This is a genomic window from Terriglobales bacterium (genome assembly GCA_035651995.1).
Classification (GTDB): domain Bacteria; phylum Acidobacteriota; class Terriglobia; order Terriglobales; family Acidobacteriaceae; genus DASRER01.
This window is the reverse complement of sequence record DASRER010000021.1, coordinates 30,517-47,690: the sequence shown is the minus strand read 5'-3', so window position 1 is coordinate 47,690 and position 17,174 is coordinate 30,517. Positions and strand designations below refer to the sequence as shown.

14 protein-coding genes are annotated in these 17,174 nt (G+C 64.0%); 8 read left to right on the top strand and 6 right to left on the bottom strand.

Annotated elements, in window-relative coordinates; all coding sequences use genetic code 11:
• Nucleotides 1-412: 412 nt before the first annotated feature.
• Complete coding sequence (locus VFA60_07675; GenBank protein HZQ91652.1) at nt 413-1,420, top strand: hypothetical protein; 1,008 nt, start codon at nt 413-415, stop codon at nt 1,418-1,420.
• Between the two features lie 19 nt (nt 1,421-1,439).
• Here the strand turns inward: VFA60_07675 and VFA60_07670 are convergent, their stop codons facing one another.
• Together VFA60_07670 and VFA60_07665 are read right to left on the bottom strand one after the other, a co-directional pair.
• The gene (locus tag VFA60_07670; GenBank protein HZQ91651.1) at nt 1,440-2,183 is read right to left on the bottom strand and encodes a class I SAM-dependent methyltransferase; all 744 of its coding nucleotides are present in this window, start codon (nt 2,181-2,183) and stop codon (nt 1,440-1,442) included.
• Between the two features lie 150 nt (nt 2,184-2,333).
• Nucleotides 2,334-2,465 (bottom strand): hypothetical protein, encoded by a 132-nt coding sequence (locus tag VFA60_07665; GenBank protein ID HZQ91650.1) that lies wholly within the window; start codon nt 2,463-2,465, stop codon nt 2,334-2,336.
• On the opposite strand from VFA60_07665, the gene VFA60_07660 reads away from it, so the two are divergent.
• On the top strand, nt 2,464-3,888 hold the full coding sequence (locus VFA60_07660; protein HZQ91649.1) for an amino acid permease: 1,425 nt from the start codon (nt 2,464-2,466) through the stop codon (nt 3,886-3,888). The genes VFA60_07665 and VFA60_07660 overlap by 2 nt on opposite strands.
• A gap of 118 nt (nt 3,889-4,006) precedes the next feature.
• On the opposite strand, the gene VFA60_07655 is transcribed toward VFA60_07660, so the two are convergent.
• The 3 genes from VFA60_07655 to VFA60_07645 are packed head-to-tail and all read right to left on the bottom strand — an operon-like array spanning nt 4,007 to nt 7,920.
• Nucleotides 4,007-4,441, bottom strand: a complete 435-nt coding sequence (locus VFA60_07655) for a DoxX family protein (protein HZQ91648.1) — start codon at nt 4,439-4,441, stop codon at nt 4,007-4,009.
• Nucleotides 4,438-5,637, bottom strand: coding sequence for a saccharopine dehydrogenase C-terminal domain-containing protein (locus VFA60_07650; protein ID HZQ91647.1), 1,200 nt, complete (start codon nt 5,635-5,637; stop codon nt 4,438-4,440). Before VFA60_07650 ends, VFA60_07655 begins: the two co-directional genes overlap by 4 nt.
• Before the next feature lie 9 nt (nt 5,638-5,646).
• Entirely contained in the window at nt 5,647-7,920 is a 2,274-nt protein-coding gene (locus VFA60_07645; GenBank protein ID HZQ91646.1) for a dehydrogenase E1 component subunit alpha/beta, read from the bottom strand.
• Nucleotides 7,921-8,179: 259 nt separating this feature from the next.
• Here VFA60_07645 and VFA60_07640 point away from each other — a divergent pair, with 259 nt between their 5' ends.
• The 4 genes from VFA60_07640 (at nt 8,180) to VFA60_07625 (ending at nt 13,275) form a co-directional block, all read left to right on the top strand.
• The gene (locus tag VFA60_07640) at nt 8,180-10,516 is read left to right on the top strand and encodes an alkaline phosphatase family protein (protein ID HZQ91645.1); all 2,337 of its coding nucleotides are present in this window, start codon (nt 8,180-8,182) and stop codon (nt 10,514-10,516) included.
• Between the two features lie 121 nt (nt 10,517-10,637).
• A complete protein-coding gene (locus VFA60_07635) occupies nt 10,638-11,354 on the top strand; it encodes an HAD-IA family hydrolase (protein ID HZQ91644.1) in 717 nt (238 codons plus the stop codon).
• 189 nt (nt 11,355-11,543) lie between these two features.
• Nucleotides 11,544-12,542: an acetamidase/formamidase family protein gene (locus VFA60_07630; GenBank protein ID HZQ91643.1), complete on the top strand. Its 999-nt coding sequence runs from the start codon at nt 11,544-11,546 to the stop codon at nt 12,540-12,542.
• Between the two features lie 121 nt (nt 12,543-12,663).
• The gene (locus VFA60_07625; protein HZQ91642.1) at nt 12,664-13,275 is read left to right on the top strand and encodes a hypothetical protein; all 612 of its coding nucleotides are present in this window, start codon (nt 12,664-12,666) and stop codon (nt 13,273-13,275) included.
• 168 nt (nt 13,276-13,443) lie between these two features.
• On the opposite strand, the gene VFA60_07620 is transcribed toward VFA60_07625, so the two are convergent.
• Nucleotides 13,444-13,785, bottom strand: a complete 342-nt coding sequence (locus VFA60_07620) for a hypothetical protein (protein HZQ91641.1) — start codon at nt 13,783-13,785, stop codon at nt 13,444-13,446.
• Between the two features lie 221 nt (nt 13,786-14,006).
• On the opposite strand from VFA60_07620, the gene VFA60_07615 reads away from it, so the two are divergent.
• A complete protein-coding gene (locus VFA60_07615) occupies nt 14,007-14,957 on the top strand; it encodes a hypothetical protein (GenBank protein HZQ91640.1) in 951 nt (316 codons plus the stop codon).
• Between the two features lie 105 nt (nt 14,958-15,062).
• Entirely contained in the window at nt 15,063-17,054 is a 1,992-nt protein-coding gene (gene uvrB, locus VFA60_07610) for an excinuclease ABC subunit UvrB (protein ID HZQ91639.1), read from the top strand.
• Nucleotides 17,055-17,174 lie beyond the last annotated feature (120 nt).

Here is a 17,174-nt window from a genome sequence, read left to right as displayed (position 1 = left end):
CGATGAAGCTTCACGGGTTTCTGCTCGCTTTTCTCTTGGCGCTGTTGAGTTGCATGGCTGCCCCCGCTAAGGCGACTGCTGCGTGCGAATGCAGCACGGCGTCTTACTATCCGCAAACTTTCAACTGCACCCTGTGTTCGCATCAGATCTCCGTTCATACCTGTGGTTACCCTGATCACAATTGTTCGACGTGCACCTACAACTGGAAAATCTGCTGTTCAAATGAATATGTCGGGGATGCGTATCAATCGAGCGTTCGCTGCGGCGGAGGAGGGACGTTCAACAATGCCCCTGGTTTGCGACAAGGCGTCTGGGCCGGGACTTTCTATGTCCCGAGCTGCGACGGCCAGTTTGTTCGCGTTCGCGCCGCCTCAGCGACCCCGACGGTCGCGCGTCTGGAGGGGGCGCGATAATGCGGGTTTCTCTTCTGACGTGTCTTGCCGTCACCCTCGTTACCGTTACGACTGCGCAGGTTTTTGTGATCCCCCTGACTGGTGTTCGGCGAACACCAACCGCCGAGCTTGCCCGCCCGTTAGGGATTCCGGTTCGCTGCGACGACAAAGGAAATCTTTATTTCAGGGGGTATCAATTCCCGAACACTGGACTGGCCCCAATTGTCCGGCTCTCGTCCAAGGGTGACAAGAATGGCGAATTCTCGACACCAAACATCGAGGGTGTAACACCGGGTGAAGTGTACTCCTACGACCTCCAACCAGATGGAACTGTCTTCGCCTTACTCGGAGATAGCAAGGACGACTCTTATCTGCTCAAGTTCAATACGACAGGCGGGCTCGTTTCGAAGGTCCGTCTGGACGTGCCAGTCCATGGCTACGGTCTCTTCGTGTTTGACAACGGCAACGCTCTTGTATCCGGAGGTGTGTTCTCAAAAGACGAGGGCAAACCTCATGACTTTACTGCGCTCTTCAATGCCTCGGGGAAGATGATCCGCAAGATCGGGCTGCACTCGCCGGCATCGCCTCCAAGTACCGAGGAAAGCATTGAGCCTGAGCTTCCGCCAGACGTTCGAGATTCCACGAGACGTTTTGGCGATTTGATTCACGGCCCAGGTGGGATGGCCTACATGGTTCGTGGCCGGATCCGTCCTCAGGTTCGAGTGATCGACTCGTTAGGGAGAGTGACAAGAAGCTTTCCACTCAAGCCGCCATCGGGCGACGTACAGCTCGAATCCGCTAGCGTCGCTCAAGGCCTGTTGTTAGGTCAATTCCTCGGAACAGACAAGGAGGGGAACCTGTTTAAGGCACTTTATGCCCTGTACGACTTTGAGACCGGGGAGATCCGCCGAATCTATGGCGCCCCCCTCGAGACAGGGTTCGCGTTCGCCTGCGGCACCGACGATAATCTTGTCTTTCTGACCTCCAAGGACCAGCGCCTTTACATAACGGAAGTGCCACTGCATTAGGGTGGGCTTGAGAGGTTAACTAGTAAATCTGATACGCCGGCCCGGGATTCCGTACGTCCGGCTTCCTTGCCACCAGAAGCAGCGCGCCGATGCGCTTGAAGTCGCGCAACTCGTCCGCGTTCTTAAACCAGCGGCCGGTGTATTCGTCGGGCGTGGGCGTGTCGTCGGGAATCTGGAAGGCCTCCACGTCTTGGAAGGCGTTGGCGCGGAGCAACTGCACGTACTCGTCTTTGGAGCGCGCGTGCACCGGCACCTTCAGCTCCTCTATCCAGCGCAGCGAGTAGGGATTGTCCCTATACAGGTTGATGAGGATGAACAGGCGCCCGCGCGGCGCCATCACGCGAAACAGTTCGGCCAGCACGCGCTCCTGCTCGGGGTAGTAATAAAAGGATTCGACCGAGAGCACTTTGTCGAAGAAGTTTTCTTCCCACGGGATCTGCTGCGCCGAGCCCCACACGAACATCAGGTTGTCGAAGTCGCGCGAGGCGGCGCGGGCGCGGCGGATCATTTCATCGGAGATGTCCAGGCCGACCACCTGCCCGAACCCCTCCGGCCCGTCGCCCACCAGGCGCGCCAGGATGCGCGAGGCCCATCCCGCGCCGCAGCCCAGATCGAGCACGCGCTCGCCCGCGCGCAGCTCCATCTGCCGGATGGTCTTCTCGGTAATGTCGAGGTGATGGCGCTCCATCTCCTCGCCTTTGCCCGCCTCGGCCCACTTGTTGAACTCTTCGCGCAGCTTGTCGTCGGGTGTGATGGCAGCCATAAGCCCTCAGTTCTCGGTTCTCCGTTCCCGGTCCCCAGCTCTCGCGCGCCAGCTCTTCGCGCCTTTGCTGAGACCTGCGAACTCCCTGCTATGCTACGCTCTGGCTCGCATGGCTGTGAATGCCGAGTTTCCGCCGCCCCAGCCGGCACTCTACTGCCCGCGATGCGAGAAGGCGGTCACCGATCCGCTGGTGTGCGGCGACTGCTCCGCCGTCATCTGCCGCACCTGCGGCACGCCGCTGGAATCGGCCGACGAACTCGCCATGGGATGACCCGCCCTCATGAACTCCATCTCCGCCGCTGAACCACACGCCGCAGTCGCCGAACGCGAGCCGCCCAAACTCATCCGCGGACTCACGCTGACGGACACCATCCTGCTTCTCGTCGGCGGCTCGGTCGGCTCAGGCGTCTTCCTGACGGCGCGCGACATTGCCGGCAATGTTTCGCATCCGGCGATTTTCCTGCTGGTCTGGGTCGCCGGAGCGGTGATCACGCTGTTCGCCTGCTTCGCCTGCGCCGAACTGGGCACGATGTTCCCCGAGGCCGGCGGGCAGTACGTGTACGTCCGCGAGGCCTTCGGTGATCTCGTCGCCTTTCTCTACGGCTGGATGATCTTTGCGGTCATGATGGGCGGGGGCAACGCCACCATCTCCATGGGCTTCGCGCACTACTTCAGCGCGCTCGTTCCCGCCCTGGGTGGCGATCGCGTGCTGATGCGGATTGGCGGCTGGCAACTCACCGGACTTCATCTCATCGCGATCTCCGCCAATGCGCTCATCACGTGGGTCAACATGATCGGCCTTCGCAAAGCGGTGACCTTGCAGAACGTGGCCAACTGGATGAAGTTTGCCGCCATCGCGGCCTTCGTGGTGCTCGGCTTCGCCATCGGCAAGGGCTCGTGGTCGCACTTCACGGCGGCGTCGGTGGCGGCGCTGCCGTCCATGGGAATGTGGCCGGCGCTATCCCGCTTCGGCGTGGCGCTCATCGCCGTCTTCTGGGCCTACGACGGATGGGAATTCGTGAGCTGGGCGGCGGGCGAAGTGAAAGACCCGCGCCGCAACCTGCCGCGCGCGCTGCTGGTCGGCGTGATCTGCGTGGCCGCAATCTACATCAGCATGAATGCGGCATACCTGTACGCGCTGCCGCTCCGCGGGATCGCGGAAGGCGAAGAGACGACCGCCCGCGCCGCCGCGGTCGCGTTGTTTTCACCCGCAATCGGGCAGTGGCTCTCAGCCCTGATCGCGCTCTCCTGCTTTGGCGCGCTCTCTTGCAGCACGCTGAGCGGAGCGCGCGTGCACTACGCCATGGCGAAAGACGGGCTGTTTTTCAAGTCGGTCGCCAAGGTGCATCCGAAGTGGCACACGCCGGTGAACAGCCTGATTCTTCAATTCATCTGGAGCGCCATCCTCACGCTCACCGGCCGCTACGAGCAGCTTTTCACCTACACCATGTTTATGACCGTGCTGGGATACACATTCACCGTGGCCGGCCTGTTCGCGCTGCGCTGGAAGCGTCCCAATGCCGAGCGTCCGTATCGCTGCACCGGATACCCGGCGCTGCCGGGACTGTACGTGATCGTTACGGCGATCTGGGCGCTGAACGTGGTGTGGCAGCGGCCGGTGGAGTCGCTGGCGGGAATTGGAATCGTCGCGCTGGGGATTCCGGGATACCTTTACTGGCGGCGCAATCGGGCCGTGGCGCAGTAGCCTAAAAAAGCAAACCGCAAAGGACGCGAAGGTCCCACGAACGCCACAAAAAAAATGGCCTCCGTTGTGTCCTTCCTTTGTGCCCCTATGTGGTTAGCTTTTGGTTTCGGCGCCCACCCTACTTCTTCGCCGCCTTCGCTGGCCGCGCGCCGCCTGGCTCGCCGAAGAACAGGTAATCAATCGAAAGCGGTCCCGCACCCAGCCAAATCAGCGCGAAGGCAATCGCCGCCAGCGCCAGCGGGAACTCGATGGAGCCCTGCCCGATGAGTCCATTTTTCCAGTGGACTTTCCAGATGGCGACCACCATGTTAATCGTGAGGCCGAGGCCCCAAACGCGGGTGAGCAGGCCGACGACGAGCAACGCGCCGCCGATCAGTTCGGTGTAAGTGGAAACATAGCCCAGCCACCACGGCCATCCCCAGCTCGAGACGGTGGCGGTGAGGTTGCGCCCGCCGGTGACCTTCTGCCAGGCGTGGGCCACCATGATGACGCCCAGCACCACGCGCATCACCAGCAGGCCGAGCGGCTGCAAACGGTTCAGGTAGCGCGTCACCCTTCCTCCGAATACTTGATGCGGATGCCGCGCGCTTCCATTTCGGCGAGGAAGCGGTCGGCGGGGACATCGAGTTCCTGCCGGATGCCGCCGCGCCGCGCGATGGCGCCGGAGGCCAGCATCTGGGTGACGATCGAGGCCGGCCACGCCGTGGTGCGCATCATCGCCGTCATGCCGGAAGTCCGGTCGTAGCGATCAAGGACGGTGAACGCCAGCACCTTGGGCGCGGGCTCCTCGGCGCCGCCGAAAATCGCGCGCAGGCCGCGCCGCTTGGGTGGGTGCGCCTCAACGCGAAGAATCACCACGTCAGGCTCGCTACCCGCGAACTTTTCTTCGAACAGGCGCGCCATCATCTCGCGCGGCGCCAGCTCCACCTTGCCGAACTTGCGCTTGTCGCTGGAGAACAGTCCCAGATCGTAAAGAGACCGCACCATCTCGTAGTGTCCCGGCGTGCGCAGCGTTTTTTCCCAGCACTCGCCCACCGCGCCGGCGAAAGTTTCCGGCAGCGTGGAGGCGCCGCCGGAGGTGTGGAAGGCCACCAGCTCCACCGGATATCCGGCGATGCGGAACGGCTCGGGCTCGGTGAGCGGCTCGATTTCCTTGGCCCGGCCGTCGTGCAGCACGCGCACCGGCTCCACGTACTCGTTGATCAGCCCCTCGACGGAAAAGACAAGCTGGTACTCAAACGGCGGATGCGGACGCTCGGGCAGCCCGCCGACGTAAATCTTCAGCGCCGACGCTTTCCCGCCGATGCGCCGCATCAGCTCGCCCGCCAGGATCGAAGCCATGCCGGGCGACAGGCCGCAGTCGGGCGCGATGGCCACGCCGCGCTTCTCGGCCTTGCGTCCGAGCGCGAGTTCTTCGCGGACCACCGTGTTGTTGCCGCCCAGATCGGCGAAGTGGCAGCCGGCGTCAATGGCGGCGTGGGCCAGCCCGAGGTTGAAGAAGTAGGGCACGGCCGAAAGCGCGGCCTGGTGCTCGCGCATGAGCTTGCGCACCGCTTTTTCCGAAGACGCATCGAGCTGAGCCGGCCGTACTTTCTTATTGCGCGCGAGGCGGTTCACACGCGTGGCGGCCTCGCGCGCGCGGCGCGCGTCCAGGTCAGCCAGCGTGATGGATGTGACCTGTGTGGCGCGCGCCATGTCGAAGGCGGCGGCCGAGCCCATCATTCCAGAGCCGATTACGAGCAGGTTCATGGGGTTCGTTCAGAATTGCGAGAGCTGCTGCATGGCTTCGTACAGGTCATCCGCCTGCGGAAGTATCTCGTCTTCCAGCAACGGCTGGTACGCGACAAACGTGTCCATTGCCGCCACGCGGCGCACCGGCGCGTCCAGGTCCTCGAACAGCTCGTCGGCGATGCGCGCGGCGATCTCGGCGCCGTAGCCCCAGCTGAGCGTGTCTTCGTAGGCGACGATCACGCGGCTCGTCTTGCGCACCGAACTTGCGATCGCCTCCCAGTCGTAGGGGTTCAAAGACCGCAAATCGATCAGCTCCACGCTGAGGCCTTGCTCGCGCTCGATGCGCTGCGCCGCCTGCAACGCGCGCGGCACGACCGCGCCATAAGTAACGACCGTCATCTGCGTGCCGGGCTTGACGACTTTCGCTTTGCCAAACGGGATCATGTAGTCCGGTCCGGGATACGGCGCGCGCCCATAGGTCTCGCGATACAACCGCTTGTGCTCCAGGAACATGACCGGGTCGTCGCAGCGGATGGCGGTGCGCAGCAGGCCGTTGGCGTCGAGCGCGTTCGAGGGAAACACGACGCGCATGCCCGGCGTGTGCGTGAAGATGCTTTCGCCGCACTGCGAGTGATAGATGGCGCCGCCGGTCAGGTATCCGCCAATCGCGACGCGCACCACCGCGGGCGCCGAGAACGCGTTGTTCGAGCGCCAGCGAATCAGCGGCAGCTCGTTGCGCAACTGGTGCATCGCCGGCCAGATATAGTCGAAGAACTGGATTTCCACCACCGGCTTGAGCCCGCGCGTGGCCATTCCGACGGCGCGTCCCACGATAGTGGCCTCGGCCAGCGGCGAGTTGAACACGCGGTCGCTTCCGAAATCGCATTGCAGCCCCGACGTGAGCTTGAAGACGCCGCCCTTGCCCTTGATCAGCTTCTGGTCCAGATACTGCTGGCGCGTGCAGTCGGCCACGTCCTCGCCGAACACGACAATGCGGTCGTCACGCCGCATTTCGTCCTTCAGGCAGGCGTTGATCAGGTCCGCCATCGTCTTGGCCGGCGGCGCTTGCGCCTCGCCGCCCTTCCCCGCTTTCGGCGGCGCAGGCTCGGTCGCGAACGCGGATGAGGCCGGATCAAGGTCGGGCGAATAGATGAAGCGCAAGATGGAATCTTTCGTGGGCGGCGCGGCCGCCAGTGCTTCCCCGGCGGCGTGTTGCACCTCCTCGTCCACTTCCTTTTCCAGACGGTTGATTCCCGCCTCGTCCAGGATGTTCTCGCGGATAAGGAACATCTGCATGCGCGTGATCGGGTCGCGCGCGGCGTCCTTCTGCCGCTCGGCATCGGGACGGTAAAGCCGCTCGTCGTCGGAGAGCGAATGCGAGTACGGACGGATCACATGCCCGTGCACGAACGCCGGACCGTTGCCGGCGCGGACGTGGTCCACTGCCTTCTTAATCACCGCGTAGCTTGCGACCGGATCGGTCCCGTCCACCTCGGCAAAGTAGAAGTGCGGGAACTGCGAGACCAGCCTCGAGATGTTGCCGCCGGCAGTCTGCGCTTCCACCGGAACCGAAATCGCGTACTCGTTGTCTTCGATCAGGTAGAGCATCGGCAGCTTGCCGATCGAAGCGCTGTTCAGCGACTCCCAGAACTCGCCCTGGCTGGTGGTTCCATCGCCGCCGGAGACGTAGACCACTTCATCCCCGTGGAAAATAACGTCTTTGAATTCGCGATAGCTGCCCGGCTTCTTCTCCGCCGCCTCGGGATGCCGCGTGAAGTAACGGCCGGCCTCGGCGCAGCCCACGGCCTGCAGGAATTGCGTGCCCGTCGGCGAGGAGCGGGTCACGATGTTGAGTTTCTTGTGGCCCCAGTGCGACGGCATCTGGCGTCCGCCGGAGTTGGGATCGCCGGCGGCGCCCACGGCCTGGAGCAGCATCTCCAGCGGCGTCATGCCCAGCGCGAGGCAGAGCGCGCGATCGCGGTAGTAGGCGTAGAACCAGTCGTAGGCGGGCTTCAGAGCAAATCCCGCCGCCACCAGCAGCGCTTCGTGGCCGGCGCCCGATATCTGGAAGAAGATTCTCTGCTGACGCTTGAGCAGAATCTCGCGATCGTCCACCCGGCGCGAGGTGTACATCAGCCGATACGCATCCACGAGCTGCTTGCGGGTCAGTCCTTCGTAGGTTTTCTCGCCCGGCTTGGGTTCCTTGGCGGGCGTGCCCTCCCGGCCCGCACCCTTCGGCGGCGCAGCCGCAACCGGTTCGCCGGCGCGCTGCGCTTTGGGCTCTGCTTTGGTTGTGGCCATCCGGTTCGATGTCTCCCGCGGCTATTGTAAACGCGGCGTCGCGTTCCGGAGCAGCGAACATCGCAATCCTCAGAATGTGAGCGTGCTTCGCTCAGATCGCACGCAAGGACTAGCCCGTCTACACAGAAGGACTAGCCGTCCCTAAGGTGATTCACGTTGGCCCCTCGATGCCTCCTAGTAACTTGCTGAGGTCCGTTCCTGAGTGAATTCGGCCGTCCGCCTCATACCAGCAGAGTAGTTGCCCACCTACGCTGCACGGATGCGCACTGGTATCCGAAGCGTTTCGCTGCCGCGGGTCGTCAATCGGGCCGCGCTCCTGGCTTTCGTATCGCTGGCCTGGGCCACCCCCCAGGTCCAAGCCCAGCTCCCCAAGGCCGGCCACGTTGTGGTCGTGGTGGAAGGCACCCGAGACTACTCCGACGTGTTCCATACCACCATGCCGTACCTCGACAGTTTGGCGACGCAGTATGGCTACGCTTCCAACTACTACGCCAATACCACCCCTCAGATCGGCAACTCGATGATGATGACCACCGGCGCCGTCGCCGCCAACAGCAACAGCTACACGGGCACCGTGTCGTCCGACAACCTGGTCCGACAGCTCCTGGTGCTGGGCAAGACGTGGAAGTCCTACGCGGAAAGCCTGCCCTCGGCCGGCTACACCGGCGGCGATGTCACGCCTTATGTGAAGTACCGCAATCCTTTCGCGTACTTCACCGACGTCGCAAACTCGACGAACCAGAAATCAAACCTGGCGCCGTTCTCGCAATTCGCCACCGACCTGAACAACGGCACGCTGCCAAACCTGAGCTGGGTGGTTCCTAATCTTAGTAATTCGGCGAACTGGGGTACCCGCGCCGTCGCCGACACCTGGCTCAAGAACAACATCGGGCCGCTGCTCGCGAATCCCGCGTTCAAGGCCGACGGCGTGCTCATCATTCTCTTCGAACAGGCGCTCACCGACACAACCAACGGTGGCGGCAAAGTGTATGCCGTTGTCGTCAGCCCGGCGTTCTCTAAGACCGGCTATATTTCCAAAACCTTCTATCAGCACCAGAGCCTTCTCCGGACCGTTCTGGGACTGCTCGGCGGCAGCGTGTATCCGGGCAGCGCCTCCACGGCCCCGGCGATGACCGAGTTCTTCAAGGCCCCCGCCCCTGCGCCGACCGCGACGCTCTCGGCCAGTCCCGCCAGCATCACCGCCGGACAATCCAGCACTCTTACCTGGAGCACAACAAACGCGACCAGCGTGACCCTGAACGGGAGCGCGGTAGCGACCTCGGGCAGCAAGACGGTATCGCCGACCAGCACCACCACCTACACGCTAACCGCGACTGGCGCAGGGGGCACGGTCACAAAGAACGTCACCGTGACGACGGCTAGCCAGCCCACGCCCGCACCCACGGCGACAGTCAGCGCCAACCCCATGACCCTCACCGCTGGCGGAAGCACCACCCTGACCTGGAGCAGCACCAACGCCACTTCAGCTACGCTGAACGGGTCGGCGGTAGCGACGAGCGGAAGTCAGACGGTCAGCCCATCGGCCACCACAACGTACACCTTGTCGGTGACTGGCGCAGGCGGCTCGGCGAGCTCGAACGTGACTGTGACCGTAACTGTCAGCGTTCCGCCACCCACCACGCACTCGGCCACGCTCAACTGGACCGACCCGAACCCTTCCGGCATCACCAGTTACAAGGTCTATCGCGCGGCGGGCACGCTCAACAGCACCGGCGCCAGCGTTGCCTCATGCGGCACGCTCGCCGTCCTGAGCACCGTCTCCGCGCCGACCAAGACCTATACCGACAGCGCCGTCACCGCGGGCGCGGGATACTGCTATGCCGTCAGCGCGGTCAGCTCGGTCGCCGAGAGCGCCAAGTCGGGTACCGTGATGGCGGTCATCCCCGGCGGGACGACGTCGCCGACGCCACCATCTTCCACGCCGGGCCCAGCGCCGGCCTACGTTCAGTCCAATCACGCGGCTACTTCCGGATCGACGGCGTGCAGCGTCGCCTACCCTGCCAGCAACGCCGCCGGCAACCTGCTCGTTTTCGTTGTCCGCATGACCGGCACCGGCCGGACGGTCACTGTGAACGACTCGGCCGGCAATACGCTGTGGAAGCAGGCTGCCAAAATCGACCAGACCACTGACGGGCATGGGCTCGCCGTGTGGTATGCGTGGAATTCGAAAGCGGGCGCCAACACCGTGACCGGCGCGGTTTCCGGCGCCGGGACGACGCTGCGCTGCCAGGCGCTGGAATACTCCGGCGTGCTTTCCACGGCCGACCCGCTCGACAAGGTCGCCGCCGTGTCCTCGGGCCCGGTTCTCAACACCACGCCGGATTCCGGCGCGACCCCCGCGACGACGCAGGCATCCGAACTGCTGTTCGGAGCGGCGTCAGTCGCCAACACACCGGCGATCAGCGCCGGAACCGACGGCAATGGTCACGGCATGATCATTCGCCAGAACACGTCGTCGGAGAAGGTCGGCGCCGAAGACGTCACGGTGAGCGCGGCGCAGGCGGCGCGGGCGACGTTCACGCTCAGCAGCAGTGATTACTGGCTGGGCATCGTGGCCGCGTTCAAAGGCAAGTAGCGGCGGGGTCTTCAGCGTCATTGCCAGCGACGCTGACCTATACTGGGAGCCGGAGCGCGGACCAGGGCCATGCTCCGGCGATCAGTTTTTCACGAAGCCGGACCCTGCTCCGCGTGGACGCATGGCCGTGCAAGTCCGCCAACCCATTCCCGCCGAACGCCTGAAGCTGCTCATCTTCGACCTGGATGGCACGCTGGTGGACTCGCGTCTCGACCTGGCGAATTCCGTGAACGCCATGCTCCGGAACTACGGGCGCCCGGCGCTGCCATGTGACGTGATCGCCAGCTACGTGGGCGACGGCGCGCCTATGCTCGTTCGCCGCGCGCTGGGCGATCCTGACGACGAGCAGTACCTGGCCGAGGCGCTGAACTTTTTTCTCGCCTACTACCGCGAACACAAGCTCGACAACACGCTGGTTTACGAGGGCGTGGAGGACGCCTTGCGCGCGGCGCAGAGCGCGCGCAACGGCAGCCCGCCGCGGGCGCTCGCCGTGCTTAGCAACAAGCCGGTGCGTCCCTCGCAGCAGATCGTGGACGCGCTCGGCCTGGGCGAGTTCTTCTTCCGCGTCTATGGCGGCAACAGCTTCCCCACCAAGAAGCCCGATCCGCTCGGCGCGCGCACGCTGCTGGAAGAAGCCAACGCTGCGCCGGACCAGACCGCCATCATCGGCGACTCCGACATTGATGTCCTCACCGGACGCAACGCCGGCCTGTGGACAATCGGCGTCAACTACGGCTTCGCGCCACACACCCTTGAAGCGGCCCCGCCCGACGTGCTGGTGAATTCCCCCGCGGAGCTGGCGGCGTTGTTCCAGTCTCGCCAGTGTTGTTCAGGATGATGATTTCCCGATGGGCGCCCTCGCCCGTCGGCACGCCATCCCGGCTTCCTGGGCGAGACACGCATCTCCAGCACACGGTGCTCCACGTCTGCCCTGATTTGGCAACGCGGGTAGGCCGCTGCGTACCGCCACACTCGACACTCCTCGCTCCGCTATGGCACGATGCCCGTTCTTCCACGAGGCCATCGGATGCTCAAACGCGCCGTCACCACCGCCCTGCTCTGCGCCGCCGCCGTTGCGCAAACCCAGCACCTCGCCGCCACGCCGAAGACCGTCGCCTGGGGCTACTACGACGCGGCCGCGCCGCCGGTGTTGCGCGTCAAGTCGGGCGACGCGGTCGAGTTCGAGACGCTCATCACCTCCAGCCCCACGCGCCTCGAGGCCGCCGGCGTCGCGCCCAGCGACGTGCAGCAGTCGCTGCGCGACATCTACCGCGAGGTCACCAACAAGGGTCCGGGCGGGCACATCCTGACCGGGCCGGTGTTCATCGAGGGCGCCGAACCGGGCGACGTGCTCGAAGTCCGTATCCAGAAAATTGACCTGGCGATTCCGTACGCCTACAACGGCTTCTCTCCGGGACGCGGCTTCCTGCCGGAAGATTTTCCCTACCCGCGCACGCGCATCATCCCGCTCGATCGCGAGCGCATGCTGGCGCGCTTCGCGCCGGGCGTGGAAATCCCGCTGCATCCCTTCTTCGGCAGCATGGGCGTTGCGCCGCCGGAAGTTTCCGGACGCATCAACAGCGCGCCGCCGTGGATCCATGGCGGCAACCTCGACAACAAAGAACTCGTCGCCGGCGCCACGCTGTTCCTGCCGGTGCACGCGCGCGGCGCGCTCTTCTTCCTCGGAGACGGGCACGCCGGTCAGGGCAACGGCGAGGTGGACATCACCGCGCTGGAAACGTCTCTCACCGGAACGCTGCAGTTCATCGTGCGCAAGGACTTGAAACTGCGCTGGCCGCGCGCCGAAACGCCCACCCACTACATCAGCATGGGCTTCCACGAAGACCTGAACGAGGCGACCAAGCTGGCGGTGCGCGAGATGATTGACTTCATCGCCACCGCGCGCCACCTCAGCCGCGACGAAGCCTACATGCTCACCAGCGTGGCCGGCGACGTGGACATCACCCAGCTGGTGGATGGCAACAAGGGCGTGCACGTCATGCTGCCGAAGGCGATCTTCAAGTGAGCGCCGGTGGCGGTTTGCGAAAAACAAATCAGCCACGGCTCTTCACGAAGTTGCATGGATTCCTGAATTCCGTTAACCCGTGCAAGTCCGCGAACATCCGTGGCAAGAAGTTCTTGGTCGCATGACAAGCGCGCTCACCAGTTTCACCGCCGCCGAACTGCGCACGCTGCGCGCGCTGAAGACGCCGGAGGGAGTGCAGAGATTCCTCGACGACGCGCCCTATCACCTGGCCGGCACCGCCTGGTCGCCGCGCATGGTGCTCAAACATCGCACCGCCCATTGCCTCGAGGGCGCAATTTTTGCCGCGGCGGCGCTGCGCGTCCTGGGCTTTCCGCCGCTCATCTTCGACCTCGAGGCCGACAACGACACCGATCACGTCATGGCCGTCTTCCAAGTGCGCGGGCACTGGGGCGCGCTGGCGAAGAGCAACTTCACCAGCTGCCGCTATCGCGAACCGGTTTACCGCACGCTGCGCGAACTGGCCATGAGCTACTTTCACGCTTATTTCAACCTGCGCGGCGAGCGCACGCTCCGCCGCTTCTCGCAGCCGGTGAACCTGGAGCGCTTTGATGATCGCCAGTGGATGACGACGTCAAAGCCGGTCTGGTTCATCGCCGAATACCTGTGCGGCATCCCGCACAAGCCGCTGCTCAAGCCGTGGATGGTGAAGCGGCTTACCCGCGTGGACGCGCGCACGTTTCGGAGTGAAATGGTCGGACACCGCAAGAAGTAGCCCTCGGCTGCGCTCGCGAGAGGGCGCGGCCTCAGCCGCGCCGTCCCTCGCAGACCCAAGGCAAACAGCGACGCCCTTCCGCACGCGAAAGGGCGTCTTTCGTGTAGTTCCCTCAACTTGAAGCGCGAACTCAATGGCCCGGTGGCCCGATGGCCTGATGTTCAGTCGCTAGTCGTTATCGTGCTCTTCGTGCCGGATTTCGCGCGAGAGTCGGTTCTGGTCGCGATAGAGCTGCTCGCGCTCGCGCAGGCTGAGTCCGTCGCCCGAGCGCCGATCGCGCGCTTCGATGCGCGCAAAACCCGCTTCCTGCCGCTCCAGCCGCGCCGCTTCGCTGGCGCTCAGCGAGCCGTTGCGAATGCCCTGCGCGATTCGGTCCTGCTGCCGGCGCTGCCTCTGGTTGATGTTGAAGCCCGCGCGCCGGTGGCACTGTCCGCCACGGTTTTGCGCGAACGCCGCGCTGCCCATGGCCATCACCGCGATCACCAATCCGATTGCGAACTTGCGTTTCATGCTCGGTCCTCCAGCGAATTCGGGTTTTCGTCGCGTGCCCGAACCTGTTGTCAGCTTGAACCAAAAAGGCGCAACAATGTTTCGCGCTTTATTTTTTCGCGCCGCGCGCAACTCAGCGGGCACAGCAGGGTTGCCGTGCGCGCAAGCCGGCGCCATGCCGGCGTTCCGGTGATGTGAAAAAAGCGCGAACCGGCCGCTCGTTTCCGCCGTATCCTGCCCGGATGCAGCGGCAACTCTTGCTGGCGGCGATGCTCGGCGCCGTGTCGGTCACGGCAGCGGGACAAACCTCCGCGCCGGCTGCGCCGCCGCCAGCTTTAGCGGCAGGCGTAGCGGCCTCGGCGGCTGTAGCGCCGCCGGACCCAAAAGAACTCATCCGCAAGGCCGCCGAGAACGACGAAGAGAACGACCGCAGACAGCGCAACTACACCTACATTCAGCGCGTGGAGGAACACAAGCTCGACGGCAGCGGCAACACCAGGTCCGTCGAGACCAAGACGTACGAGATCATGGTCCTCTACGGCGAACCCATCGAGCGGCTCATCGAGAAAAACGACAAGCCGCTGCCGCCCGACGAGGCAGAGAAGGAAGAAAAGCGCGTCAACAAGATCGCCGAGAAGCGCAAGAACGAGGGCCCCGGCGACAGGAAGAAGCGGCTGGAGAAAGAAGAGAAGGAGCGCGAAGAAAGCCGCGCCTTCGACAAGGAGCTGGCCGAAGCCTACATCTTCACGCTCGTCGGCCAGGAGGTGGTGAACGGCCGTCCGGCGTGGGTCATCAAGGGCGATCCCCGGCCCGGCTATCAGCCGAAGCTGAAGGGGGCGAAGGTGCTCCCCAAAATCCGCGGCCAGGTCTGGATCGATCAGCAGGACTCACAGTTCGTCAAAGGCGACCTGGAAGTGATCGACACGATTTCCTGGGGTGGCTTCATCGCGCGCGTGCACAAGGGCACGCGCTTCCACTTCGAGCAGACGCGTGTGAACGATGAAGTCTGGCTGCCGCAGCTCGCCAACGTGCACGTGGACGCGCGGCTCCTGCTGTTCAAGGGCTTCAATCTCAACCTCAACATCGCCTATCGCGACTACCGGAAGTTCCGCACCGAGTCGCGCGTGCTCGGCGTGGTCGGCGAAGCATCCGATCCGCCGCCTCCCGCGCCCGCTGCTCCGCCGCAGTTATAATCAGGAGATACTCAGCCGCTGGAAACGCTGCCAGCTGCTCGCTGCCTGCTTCCGGCCGAATCAAACGGCGCTGAGCCAGCAGCTAGTCGCCGGCAGCCAGCAGCTATGCCCGATTTCAAGCTCGTCTCCGACTACCAGCCGCAGGGCGACCAGGGCACGGCCATCGAGTCGCTGAGCCGGGGTGTGTTCGACGGCGAGAAGCACCAGGTGCTGCTCGGCGTCACCGGCTCGGGCAAAACGTACACCATGGCCAAGGTGATCGAGCAGGTGAACCGGCCGGCGCTGGTGCTGGCGCACAACAAGACGCTGGCCGCGCAACTCTTCCACGAATTCAAGCAGTTTTTCCCGCAGAACGCCGTTGAATATTTCGTCAGCTACTACGATTACTACCAGCCCGAGGCCTACATTCCTTCCGCCGACGTCTACATCGAGAAGGAAGCCACGATCAATGACGAGCTGGATAAGCTCCGCCTCTCCGCCACGCGCTCGCTGTTCGAGCGGCGGGACTGCATCATCGTCGCTTCGGTGAGCTGCATCTACGGCCTGGGCTCGCCCGAGGCCTACTACGGCATGCTGCTGTTCCTGGAAAAGGGACAGAAGATCGCCCGCCAGGAAATTCTCCGCAAGCTGGTCGAAATTCTCTACGAGCGCAACGACACCGACTTCCGCCGCGGCTCCTTCCGCGTGCGCGGCGACGTGATCGAGGTCTTCCCCACTTACGACGACTTCGCCTACCGCATCGAGCTGTTCGGCGACGAGGTCGAGTCGCTCTCGCAAATCGATCCGCTGTTCGGCGCCGTGCGCCAGCGCTATGCCCGGCTCCCGATCTATCCCAAGACGCACTACGTGATGAAGCCGGAGACCAAGAACCGCGCCATCGAAAGCATCCTGAAAGAACTGGCATGGTGGGAAAAAGAACTCGAGGGCCAGGGACGCATGGTCGAATCGCAGCGCATCCACCAGCGCACGCGCTTTGACCTGGAGATGATGAAGGAAGTCGGCTACTGCCACGGCATCGAGAACTACTCGCGCCACTTCACCGGCCGGCTCCCGGGCGAACCGCCGCCCACGCTGCTCGATTACGTCCCGCGCGACTTCCTGCTCTTCGTGGACGAATCCCACCAGACCGTGCCGCAGCTCCACGCCATGTGGCACGGCGACCGCTCGCGCAAGGAAGTGCTCATCGAGTACGGATTCCGCCTGCCCTCCGCGCTGGACAACCGTCCGCTCACCTTCGAGGAATTCGAGCACCGCGTGAACCAGGCCATCTACGTCTCGGCGACGCCCGGGCCGTACGAGCTGACCAAGTCGGCCGGCGTTGTGACCGAACAGATCATCCGGCCCACCGGCCTGGTGGATCCCGAAGTCGAAGTCCGCCCCGTCAAAGGCCAGATTGACGATTTGCTGCACGAAATCCGCGCGCGTGTGGCGCGCAAAGAGCGCGTGCTCGTCACCACGCTGACCAAGCGCATGGCCGAAGACCTGGCCGAGTACTACACCGAAGTCGGCGTGCGCTGCCGCTACATGCATTCGGAGATCGAGACGCTGGAGCGCGTGAAAATCCTGCGTGACCTGCGCCGCGGCGAGTTCGACGTGCTCATCGGCATCAACCTGCTGCGCGAAGGGCTCGACCTGCCCGAGGTATCGCTGGTCGCCATTCTCGACGCCGACAAGGAAGGCTTCCTGCGCTCCTCCGGCTCGCTCATCCAGACCATTGGACGCTGCGCCCGCAACCTGAACGGCCGCTCCATCCTCTACGCCGACCGCATGACCGACTCGATGAAGAAGGCGATCGACGAAACCGAGCGCCGCCGCGCCATCCAGCGCGCCTACAACGAGGAGCACGGCATCACGCCGGAGAGCATCGTGCGGCCGGTGAGCATGGCGCTGGCGTCAATCGTCGAAGCCGACTACGTGGACGTGACCTCGGCCAGCGACGAGGTCCCCGAATTCAAGTCGCAGGAAGAGCTCGACGCCTACATCGCCAGGCTCGAGGCCGACATGCGCGAAGCCGCCAAGCGCTTCGAGTTCGAGCAGGCCGCCAAACTCCGCGACCGCGTCCGCGACCTGCGCACCAAGGAATTCCTGTTCGCGTAAGGCCGGTCACTTTCAAATAAGGACACGAAGGGCACAACAAAGGGCTCGCGTCCGAAGCTCCTTTGTGTAACCTTTGTGCCGTTTCGTGGGAACCTGGCCCGGCTTGGCGTAAGGAGCTGC